This window comes from Collinsella aerofaciens, assembly GCF_015552075.1.
Taxonomy (GTDB): domain Bacteria; phylum Actinomycetota; class Coriobacteriia; order Coriobacteriales; family Coriobacteriaceae; genus Collinsella; species Collinsella aerofaciens_Y.
The window spans coordinates 1-10917 of the sequence record NZ_JADNDZ010000112.1 but is presented as its reverse complement, the minus strand read 5'-3'; the positions used below and the strand labels follow the sequence as shown (position 1 = coordinate 10917).

At 55.1% G+C, this 10917-nt stretch carries 12 protein-coding genes; all 12 read right to left on the bottom strand.

Annotated elements, in window-relative coordinates; all coding sequences use genetic code 11:
- Positions 1-826, bottom strand: an 826-nt coding sequence (locus I2D41_RS08670) for a glycosyltransferase family A protein (RefSeq protein WP_195364241.1), incomplete at its 3' end; no start/stop codon positions are given.
- Between the two features lie 36 nt (positions 827-862).
- Complete coding sequence (locus I2D41_RS08665; protein WP_195364240.1) at positions 863-2056, bottom strand: hypothetical protein; 1194 nt, start codon at positions 2054-2056, stop codon at positions 863-865.
- Entirely contained in the window at positions 2046-2870 is an 825-nt protein-coding gene (locus tag I2D41_RS08660) for a glycosyltransferase family 32 protein (RefSeq protein ID WP_195364239.1), read from the bottom strand. Before I2D41_RS08660 ends, I2D41_RS08665 begins: the two co-directional genes overlap by 11 nt.
- Positions 2870-3334 (bottom strand): glycosyltransferase family 4 protein, encoded by a 465-nt coding sequence (locus I2D41_RS08655; RefSeq protein ID WP_195364238.1) that lies wholly within the window; start codon positions 3332-3334, stop codon positions 2870-2872. Before I2D41_RS08655 ends, I2D41_RS08660 begins: the two co-directional genes overlap by 1 nt.
- Positions 3328-3882, bottom strand: coding sequence for a glycosyltransferase (locus I2D41_RS08650; protein ID WP_195364237.1), 555 nt, complete (start codon positions 3880-3882; stop codon positions 3328-3330). Before I2D41_RS08650 ends, I2D41_RS08655 begins: the two co-directional genes overlap by 7 nt.
- Positions 3879-4400, bottom strand: coding sequence for an acyltransferase (locus I2D41_RS10180; RefSeq protein ID WP_195364236.1), 522 nt, complete (start codon positions 4398-4400; stop codon positions 3879-3881). The genes I2D41_RS08650 and I2D41_RS10180 overlap by 4 nt, the downstream gene beginning before the upstream one ends.
- Positions 4401-4402: 2 nt before the next feature.
- Positions 4403-5584: a non-hydrolyzing UDP-N-acetylglucosamine 2-epimerase gene (gene wecB, locus I2D41_RS08640; RefSeq protein WP_195364235.1), complete on the bottom strand. Its 1182-nt coding sequence runs from the start codon at positions 5582-5584 to the stop codon at positions 4403-4405.
- A gap of 4 nt (positions 5585-5588) precedes the next feature.
- Entirely contained in the window at positions 5589-6806 is a 1218-nt protein-coding gene (locus I2D41_RS08635; protein ID WP_195364234.1) for a polysaccharide biosynthesis C-terminal domain-containing protein, read from the bottom strand.
- A 1-nt stretch (position 6807) separates the two neighbouring features.
- The gene (locus I2D41_RS08630; protein ID WP_195364233.1) at positions 6808-7866 is read right to left on the bottom strand and encodes a polysaccharide biosynthesis protein; all 1059 of its coding nucleotides are present in this window, start codon (positions 7864-7866) and stop codon (positions 6808-6810) included.
- On the bottom strand, positions 7867-8643 hold the full coding sequence (locus I2D41_RS08625; protein WP_195364232.1) for a WecB/TagA/CpsF family glycosyltransferase: 777 nt from the start codon (positions 8641-8643) through the stop codon (positions 7867-7869). It abuts the gene before it with no gap.
- Positions 8643-9347 carry a sugar transferase gene (locus I2D41_RS08620; protein ID WP_229042295.1) on the bottom strand — a complete coding sequence of 235 codons (705 nt, stop codon included), beginning with the start codon at positions 9345-9347 and terminating at the stop codon, positions 8643-8645. The genes I2D41_RS08625 and I2D41_RS08620 overlap by 1 nt, the downstream gene beginning before the upstream one ends.
- A 112-nt stretch (positions 9348-9459) precedes the next feature.
- Positions 9460-10011: an antiterminator LoaP gene (gene loaP / locus I2D41_RS08615; RefSeq protein ID WP_271741688.1), complete on the bottom strand. Its 552-nt coding sequence runs from the start codon at positions 10009-10011 to the stop codon at positions 9460-9462.
- Between the last annotated feature and the right edge of the window lie 906 nt (positions 10012-10917).

Sequence of the window (10917 nt, the reverse complement as noted above, 5' to 3'; positions counted from 1 at the left end):
GACTTGCAGCGACGGACCTCAGGACACTCTTACACCACGTCTGCGCGCGCGACCAGCAATTAACACCAGATCCATCAAAACCTAAATTACGAACCTTAGATACGGCAGGAACAATAACCTTTTTGTCGGAAAGCAGGAGATAGGGACCAAAAGCCATGTCTGTCGCTGTTTCCATTTCCCTCTCACAGGCGCCAAGCATTACATACGATACATACTCAGATTTTCGACCTGGAATCATTGCGTCTACTATGCCCGATTTAAATGCCCGATCAGCGTTACTGAGTAAATAGTGTTGATGGACAATAGCATCACGGCCCTCTTGGTGCTTATCGCGCCATTGTCCAGTCCCCCAAGCCGAATAGGTGGCCTGGGTCATAAATACAGTAGAACCTTCCGAAAGATTCCAATTCAAGGGGTACGAGTAGCCGCAGACGCTATAAACTCCATCGTCGTCGGCAAAACGGTCAAGGCACTTGTCCATGTATTCAATAAAATTTGGCGAGAACTCAAGATCGTCTTCGGAGTAAATCCACCTGTCGTAACGAGGCTTTATCAAAGCCTCAATTAAGTCATGGCCATTTACACCGACCCCAAGATTAAAATCGCGCTTCACTACATTAAAGCTGTTGAATGTCGAGCCATCAAAATGATCTAATAGATCACAAACGCGATGATAGCCTTCAACATATTTATCACTTGGAGGATAATCAACAGCAATATACACGTCTGTATAAATAGCCCACCCGTTTAGTGCAAGCGAATCAAGGAGGCGTTTTAAATGTTCGTCTCGATTTAGAGTTGGAATAATAATAGGTGCGTAAATCATTGTCTACCAGCAATTCTTATATACGATGAGAAATGGTCACGAGTGTTCAGGAGGCAGAATTCCCCCGGAAAGAAGCAGCAAAGGGGCACAAATAACAATGCTAAAGACGTGTACTTCAGTAAAACCGAAAAGCAACATCACTAAAATCAGGGGCAGCTCTGATGCAAGCTGAGAATCATTCTTTTTGACACGTCTATAAACACAGCTGCAAAAGAACGCAGAGAAGCAAAGACCCAATACAAGCAATCCTGAAGCATAAGCGCAATCTAAGGTTGTGTAGTAGAACGTCCATCCATTTGCACAAATAGATTTCGTAGGGACAAAAAATTGACCAAAGAATGTAACGCCCTGATTTTCAAGACAGTAATGCCACAGAGACACTCTGCCCGTAAGCGCTTGACCCAGTGAATCGCTGTACAAAGGGCCAGCCAATAAATAGACTATGAAAAAAAAGATAATTGGCAGTATGCCAACGAGCCGCCTCAATCCGCTGCGCTCGAAAACTCTCCATTGTTTCTGGCATGCAAAGCAAACAACTGATAACACAATCAGAGCCGTGGACGTCTTGGAATCGGTAAAGAGTAGCACGGTCGCAGCTACAGCAAGGATAAGAACATAGGTACGAAATCCTATACTGTCATAGTTCAGATACATATAAGCTCCGCACATCATCATTACAAGAGCGGCCACCATATTGGGATGTGAGAAAAAGAACGTGAAACGAACGGCTGTTTCGACGCCGCTTTCCCACCTGAGTATGTACGATACGCTGCCGGAATCAAAGATTGCAGTTAGCCCGTAAACGGCTATGACAAATAGTGACAGGAACGCTGTTGTTACAAACCACAATCTCATGAGGGATTTCGAATCACCCGCAGTAGCAGCTGCTATTATGATGAGGGAAACTGATAGCGGAGCCGTCTCTCCCGATACAAAATACGTATACAAAGTCGATAGAAGAACTAGTAAGAGAGGAATTAACCTCTTACCATAGCTTTTCGACTTTGAAGCAATATGAAGCGAGAGGAGCGCTACACCCGCAAATAGCAGCTCCTTGTCAACGGCATCAGGGAAACTTATCAATGACGTTATAGATGCAAACGTCTTGACATAAATGCATATGAAACCGATAACGAAAGCGGCTGATAACTGTAGGATGTCTACCTTTGTCTTTGAAGCACCAGTTTCTCCTGTAAACGAATGTGCTACGTCGATAGTTCTAGCAACCATTGTTTTCCCACTTTCTTGCAATCACGCTCTTTGAAACCAAGGCTAACTGCAAGATGCCGTCTCGGACGCCTTTGGTCTTAATCTCGCCGATCGTCCTTCCAAGTACTTGTGCCAGCCGACGTCCCAAAATAGGTGACCAGGCGTCAACAATTTCTTTTTTGATCTTCAATTCAGGCTCAATCCAGCTACCTGAATAGTGATGAACGCTATAGGTGTTATTTTTAATGTGATATCCGCCTAAGCCGTATATGGGATTGAAATAGCAGGACGGTAGCAGCGTCCAGCCGACAGCCTTCTGCAGCCTATCTTCACGAACAAACCCATGAGCCTCGAGAACGCGAGTAAACATCTGATTAACGGTATGATCATTTAGAAAACCTGGGTCGTCACTGAATTGTGTGGAGTCATACGCATCAAGTACTTCCGCAAGCAAAGGGTTATGACGCGGTGCAACAACTATCAACCCTGTATTCACCGTTTTTGACAATTCTTCAATTGCCGAAAACGGTGAATATGTTTCACAGAGCGAAGTTATATCACGAACAAGTTCGCTCCCCAGGTCCATGTAGATCCCACCGAAGTTATAAACGGCCCAGAAGCGCACATAATCTGCTACATACGCATATTTACCGGCAGCATAGGCCGCCTTAGTCCACGGCGTTGATTCGATATCGAACAACCGCTCATCGCAACGTGTGATGCAATAGCCAGGTGCATATCTTTCCCATGAGAGAAGACATTTCTGAGCAGTCGCAGAAAGCTCCCCATCACCAAACCAACAGTAGTAAATCGTTTTAGGCGTTCTCTCGACCACTAATCCACCAACTCCTTGTAGAGTTGAACAATCGCATCTACATTTCTCTTAACGTTAAATCTTCCCGAAATAGTCGACCTGCCGGCGCGACCGATGCTCAAACGAAGGTCCTCAGAACCCATCAACGTGCACAACAGCCCTGATAGTTTTGATTCATCATCGACAGGCATAAGGTAGCCATTTACTCCATCCCTGATGACCTGTGGAATACCTCCAACCGAAGTTGCGATCGTCGGAATACCTCGCGCCATAGCTTCGAGCACGCTCATAGGCATGCCTTCGTTTTTCGAGGGCAGACAGTGCACAGCAGCGTGCTCGAAAAGGGCCTCACGCTCGTCGCCCGTGACCCAGCCGCAAAACTCACATCGGTCGGCAATGCCGAGCTCCTCAGCCAGCCGTTTATTCTTCTCGACCTCGCCGTCACCGCCAAAGACGACCTTCGTCTCCGGGAAGCGCTTCAGCACTTCCCTTGATGCGAACAAGGCGAGCATGGCTGGTTTGGGACTTTAACACCGTTATGAACAACGTGAATTAACTCTGGATCACAAACGTTTTCAGCAAAGTAGTCACGCCACTCTTCCGACAGAACCACAACTCGGTCGGCGATAGCAAATGTCTTCCTTACGTCAGAACGATAGACGTATCCGCTCTCTTCAAAGGCCTTCTTAAACTCCCCGTCGTGGTCGTGCAGTATCACCTTTTTGCCAGCTTTATGGGCCATACGAGCCATAATTGACTTACGTTTGTAGGAGCCACGGGCGCTAATGTGTAAATGAATGATGTCATAGGATGGCATGATCATCGCATAGCGAATCAACGCTCGGGAAAATGCGACGGATTTACCGAGCTTTGAGGAACCGATGCCCGTCCCCAGGTACTCAAAGGCATCGCATGCCTCAGGGAGACCTGCGTCTAGATAACCTTTCACGACTGAGACGATTCCGCCGTGAAGAGAGAGATCGGGTCCGACCATCAACACCTTTGCATGGACGTGCGGATAACCTTTAGTCATTGATTTCCTCTTACCGAAAGCTTAGACGGCGAGCTGGAAGCCCCCCCCCAGATTGAAAACTCCGGGCCAACGTCTTTTGTCACTACCGTACCGGCAGCAATCACACAATGGTCGGCAATTCTAACGCCCTTAAGAATCGTTACGCCGCTGCCAATCCATACATCATTGCCGATGACGACATCTTGGTCATTCTCTGGAAGCTTGTCCGACTCATCAAGCGTCATCATGGGTCGGTCGAGAACATCTGTACGATGATCTCCAGTAATAATTGTGAGATGAGGGCCGCTCATGACGTAATTGCCGATATGAATCTTCGCACGGGTCGTCAGAAACGTTGCTCCTGGGCCAATATATACATCATGTCCCATGTAAATATTTTCAATCCCCTGAATTTCGCTACGACGACCGATGGTTACGTTTTTACCGCATGATGCAAAGGAGCGACGTAGGGCAGGGAGCAAGAGCAGTTTGTTATAAGCTCGCGAGATACCATCAAGCAATCTGTACCCAGCGCCCATGGCTAAGATTTCCTCCACACCATCTTGTCCACGACCCCGGTGTAGCTCTGGATGATCTTGACGACCTTGGTGGACACGGTCTCGTCGGCGTAGTCGGGAACGGGCGCCTCGGGCAGCGACCCCTCCGCGTCGAGCTCGACGGCGGTGCGGACGGCCTGCAGCAGGCCGCGCTCGCTGATGCCGGCCAGCGTGAAGCACGCCTTGTCCAGGGCCTCGGGGCGCTCGGTGGAGGTGCGGATGCACACCGCCGGGAACGGATGCCCAACGCTCGCGAAGAAGCTGGACTCCTCGGGAAGGGTGCCGGAGTCGGAGACAACCGCGAAGGCGTTCATCTGCAGGCAGTTGTAGTCGTGGAAGCCCATGGGCTCGTGCATGCGCACGCGCGGGTCGAGCTGGAAGCCCGTGGCCTCCAGGCGCTTGCGGGAGCGCGGGTGGCAGGAGTACAGGATCGGCATGTCGTACCTCTCGGCCAGCGCGTTGATCGCGGTGAACAGGCTCGTGAAGTTCGCCTCGGTGTCGATGTTCTCCTCGCGGTGGGCCGAGAGCAGCATGTACTTCTTCGGCTCCAGGCCGAGCTCGGAGAGGACGTCGGACGCCTCGATCTTGTCCAGGTTGGCGCGCAGGACTTCGGCCATGGGAGATCCCGTGACGTAGGTGCGCTCCGGGGCGCAGTCGGTGTCCTTGAGGTAGCGGCGGGCGTGCTCGGAGTAGGCCAGGTTGACGTCGGAGATCACGTCGACGATGCGGCGGTTGGTCTCCTCGGGCAGGCACTCGTCCTTGCAGCGGTTGCCCGCCTCCATGTGGAAGATGGGGATGTGCAGGCGCTTGGCCGCGATGGCGGACAGGCAGCTGTTGGTGTCGCCCAGGATCAGCAGCGCGTCGGGCTGCACCTGGACCATCAGCTTGTATGAGGCCGCGATGATGTTGCCCACGGTCTCGCCCAGGTCGGAGCCCACGGCGTCCAGGTAGACGTCGGGGTCGGCGAGCTCCAGGTCGCGGAAGAATATGCCGTTGAGCGTGTAGTCGTAGTTCTGCCCGGTGTGCGCCAGCAGGCAGTCGAAGTGGCAGCGGCACTTCTTGATGACCTCGGACAGGCGGATGACCTCGGGGCGGGTGCCCACGATGATGAGCAGCTTCAGTCGGCCGTCGTCCTTGAATGCGATATCGGAATAGTCCTTGCCCATGCGGCTAGACCTCCTCGTAGTAGGTGTCGGGGTTCTCGGGGTCGAAGGGCTCGTTGGCCCACATGACCGTCACGAGGTCCTCGGTGTCGGACAGGTTGGTGATGGAGTGCGTGTAGCCGGGGACCATCTCCACGGCGCGCATGTCGGAACCCGAGACGGTGTACTCGTCGACGGGGAACGGGTTCCCCTCGGCATCCTCCCCTACTTTCCTCAACTTGATGGACGCGGTGCCGGAGACCACCAGGAACCTCTCCCACTTGCTCATGTGCCAGTGGTTGCCCTTGGTGATGCCGGGCTTGCTAACGTTGATCGAGACCTGGCCGCGCTCCGGCGTGCGCAGGAACTCGGTGAACGAGCCGCGGCCGTCGACGTTGGGCCTGAGGCCGTAGGCGAAGTTGCCCGGCTCGTAGTAGGACAGGAACGTGCTCCAGAGCTTCTTGGAGAAGGAGCCCTCCGAAAGGTCGGGCACCGAGAGCGTCTCACGGCTGTCTCGGAAAGTGCCCAGCAGGTAGACGATCTCGCCCAGGGTCTTCACGTCGGTGTCGGGGACGTAGCAGAACTCCTCGCCCTCCACGCGCTCCAGCCCGTCGTAGCCGCAGCGGTGCTCCTCGCCGAGCAGCGCGCCCAGCATCTCGCCGACGAGGTCGTCGATGTAGAGGAGCTCCAGCTCCACCGAGGGGTCGTTCACGGTGTAGGGGCGTCCGTTCGCGATGGCGTCGCAGAAGGTGGCCACGGCGGAGTTGTAGCGCGGCCGGCACCACTTGCCGTAGAGGTTGGGGAAGCGGTAGATGAGCACCGGCGCCCCCGTGCGCTCCGAGTACTCGCGGAACAGGCCCTCCCCCGCCAGCTTCGACTCGCCGTAGACCGAGCCCTCGAAGCGGCCCGACAGGCTCGCCTGCGCGGAGCTGGAGAGCATGACGGGGCACTTGTTCCCGTGGCGCTCGAGCGTGTCGAGCAGCGTGGAGGCGAACCCGAAGTTGCCCTCCATGAACTCCGCCTGGTCCTTGGGGCGGTTGACGCCCGCCAGGTTGAAGACGAAGTCGGCGCGGGAGCAGTACTCTTCCAGCTCCCCGGGAGTCGAGTCGATGTCGTACTCCATGACCTCGAGGGGAAGGAGTTGCTGGTATTTGGCGCGGCGGTCCTTACCGTCCCTTATGTTCTTCAGCGCGCAGCAGAGGTTCCTCCCTACGAAGCCCCTCGCGCCGGTGACGAGGACGCGCACCCTACTGCACCGCCTCGTGCTCGCGGCCCTCGAGCGCCAGCTGCACGTACTCGGCGGTCTTGATCTTGGCGATGGTGCCCGCCACGTCGAGCCTCTCGGTGTTGTGGGAGGTGTAGGACTCGTCTGCCTGGGTCTCCACCTCGCCGTCCACGACGAACTTGTCGTAGTTGAGGTCGCGCGAGTCGCAGGCCACGCGGTAGTAGCCGCCCATGTCCTCGGCCCTCAGTCGCTCCTCGCGGGTCATGAGGGTCTCGAAGAGCTTCTCGCCGTGGCGGGTGCCGATCACCTGCGTGCCCACGCGCCCGAAGACCTCCTGGACGGCCTCGGCGAGGTCGCCGATGGTGGACGCCGGCGCCTTCTGGATGAACAGGTCGCCGGGGTTGGCGTGCTCGAAGGCGAACTGCACGAGGTCCACCGCCTCGTCCAGGTTCATGAGGAAGCGGGTCATGTTGGGGTCGGTGACCGTGAGCGGCTCGCCCTTGCGGATGCGGTCGATGAACAGCGGGATGACGCTGCCGCGCGAGCACATGACGTTGCCGTAGCGGGTGCAGCAGATGGTGGTGCGGCCGGCGCCGTTGCGGGCGTTGGCGTAGATGATGGACTCCATCATGGCCTTGGACTTGCCCATGGCGTTGATGGGGTAGGCCGCCTTGTCGGTGGACAGGCACACGACGCGGTCCACGCCCTCCTCGATCGCTGCGTGGAGCACGTTGTCAGTGCCGATGACGTTGGTGCGCACGGCCTCCATGGGGAAGAACTCGCAGGACGGCACCTGCTTCAGGGCGGCGGCGTGGAAGATGTAGTCCACGCCGTGCATGGCGTCGCGCACGCTCTGGGCGTTGCGGACGTCGCCGATGAAGAAGCGCACCTTGGAGGCGAGCTCCGGGGACTTCTCCTGCAGGCGGTGGCGCATGTCGTCCTGCTTCTTCTCGTCGCGCGAGAAGATGCGGATCTCGCCCAGGTCGGTGTTCATGAAGTGCTTGAGCACGGTGTTGCCGAACGAGCCGGCGCCGCCCGTGATCATCAGGGTTTTGTCTTTAAAGGTGGTCGAATCGTTCATCTATTTGCCTTCCATACGTTTGGCCTTTGTAAACTGGTAAAAGAGAAATTTCGTATTAGTTACGAGGTATCGTTTGAAAAGCCGCTTCGGCTCTTGAATAAGTCTGTATAGCCACTCGAGACTCAGGTTTTGCATCCACATCGGCGCCTCTGGCACCACGCCGGCGAGAACGTTGAACGCTCCGCCAACACCGATCATCAACGGTTGCGGCCCTCCCTTGAGCTCGTGCATAAGAACTTCTTGACGGGGCGCGCCAAGAGCAATCCATGCGAAGTCTGCATCCGAATCAGCGATACGTCGCGAAAGGTCTCGCTTCTCGCTGTCGGAGAGCGGTCGGAAAACCGAAGGCTCCATGCCAGCGATTTCCAGGCCTGGATATTCCTCTTGAAGTGAATTTTTGAGAGCGTCGAGATTCTTCTGCTCGTTACCGTAGAAGTAATGGCTCCATCCTTGCTGCAAGGAAATATTGAATATCTCTCGCATCAGATCGGGTCCAGTTACACGCCCCATAGACTCTATTGTTTTACGTCCGACGACAGATAAAGGCTTGCCGTCGGGAACGGACATGAGGGAGTCAGCTTGGCAGGCCCAATAGGAAGGGTCGTCATGGGCCATAACCGAGGTATGAGCATTGGAAACGCAAATATATTCGCCGTGTAGCTCATCTATATGGCGAGTGAGAAACTCGACACACTCAGACATATTGGTTCCCGTGATCGGAACATCGATTACGGGAACGCGCTTGAGCTCAACGAATTTAGAATAGTCCTGAAGCATTAGCACGCACCCTTACCGGTGATGACCTCGATCACCGTGAGGACAACGATCTTGAGGTCGGTAAAAATGCCCCGGTTGGCGATGTACTCCAGGTCTCGGCGGACCATGCCGTCGAACCCGGTCGAATTGCGCTCCGTCACCTGCCACCAGCCGGTGATCCCGGGCTTCACGGCCAGGCGCTGCAGGTCGTACTCGGTGTACTCCGCCACCTCGTTCGGCAGAGGCGGGCGCGGGCCGACGACGGACATCTGGCCCAGGAACACGTTCAGGAACTGCGGAAACTCGTCAATGGAGTGCTTTCGGATGAACTTGCCAATCTTGGTGACGCGCGGGTCGTCCCTCATCTTGAACATGGCGCCGGCGATCTCGTTCTGCCCCTTGAGCTCGACGAGGCGCTTGTCGGCGTCTTTGAACATGCTGCGGAACTTCCACATGCGGAAGGTGGAAAGGCTGCCGTCGCGGTGGGTCTGGCCCACGCGGATCTGGCTGTAGAACGGGTTGCCCTCGCTCTCCAGGCGGATGGCGGCAGCGAGCACAAGGCTGGGTATGGCGATGACGGCCAGCACGCAGCCGCTGAACACGATGTCGAAGGCGCGCTTGACGGTGCGGTAGGCCAGGCGCGTGCGGTCCCAGTCCTTCACGGCCTGCATGGCCTTGTAGCGCATGCTCGAGTCGCCGCCGCTCATGGCTTGGGCAACCAGCAAGGCCCCTACCGGCGCTTCTACTGAATTTTCAGTTTTGTCTGACACTATTTCCTTCAAGTCAACGTCCCCGCCCCCGGGGATCCTCCCTGTCCCGTTAAACAGTCGCCTGCAGCTAGGCGATCGCCCTTTTTAGGTTTCGCATTACGCGCTGCTCGGCTGAAAGCACGGCAAGGCCAACGCGCGTAGTTACGCGTCGGCCGCACAGATCGAGCTCCAAATAAGCAGTGCTCTTTCGTCTGTTAATGGTTTTGATAAGCCCTTCGTGGCCCAGCAGCGGACCCGCCGTCACTACGACCTTGTCGCCGTCCTTTAAGGCCTCGCTCATAGGAACTACGCGGTCTCCCTTATGCGTAAAGCTACCAATAAGCTGGACCTCTTCTTGTGCTAGCGGTACAAACCGACCGTCCTGGGATAACACCCGGGCAAAGTCGTCCATGCGCAGCAGATACTGTTGCACGGTGCGGGGATCTGCCGTATCGCAGTTAAGATATCCGGGAAAGAGCGGCTTGGTCGTATTGACCCATTCGCCGTGTACTTTGATCTCGGTTTGAAATTGGGGATAAAAGAGCTCCTGCATGGCACCTGTCGGCACCACGTGCTCAATGCGCTCGCGCATTACGTCTTCGCGACCGTTAATGACCTGGATCACATACCACACGAGCACCACCCCCTTGCTGTCTTACGTGTGGCTCACGGGGTTTGGGTATGGCTTCGCCAGGGCGCTTGTGCGCGAAGGCGCTCCATATTCAAACCCTGAGCCCAGTTAGACAAGCACGTGGCTCTGCCCCACCGTGAACGGTATGTATGAGTGCAGTGGCTAGAGTCGCGGACGTGTATCGCAAAAATGACCGCGACTCCAGCTGGCTACGTGCAGCCCAGTCAAGCGGGTACAAAACTGGACCGCACGCAAACAGCTGCAGGACTGCTGCGAATTGTCATGAAATATCGATTCAAAAGAACAACTTGCACATAGACAAGAACAAAACCATTCAATGCGATACGCATGACAACGCTATTGGAGCTCGTGGTTTTTCTGGCACCGCCGTTACGGCCGGATGCTGATCGACCCTGTGCTTTGCGGCTTGTTGGAGCCATGAGCACAGTTGAACCCATGTAACGTTAGCTATCCTAGCACAGCAGGTGACCCATACGTTTTGGGGTGTGTTGAGCAACATATTGTTTATTTGCCGTGGTTAAGGGGGATATTGTGCCGTCTTGCACGCATTGCCGCAGGTTTATGGGGGTGTACGGGTTGGTGAATACTGCCTGAGTTGTATAGCTGGCGGCGTGAATTGCTCAAACTATTATGTTTGGCTAACAAACTTTGTACAAAACCGGGAAGGTAATTGCGCAACTTTTTGGGGTGTAGTTGTCGCAAATTTTGCGACAACTACTGCTGACGGCGAACTTGAACAGGAAAGCAATTTGCATATTTTGCAAAAATGCAGTTCAGACCACTTAATATCGTATGCAAATAAAAAAGGCCACTCGATTGAGTGGCCTTACATTCACGATGGTGGAGACGAGGGGGATCGAACCCCTGACCTCTTGACTGCCAGTCAAGCGCTCT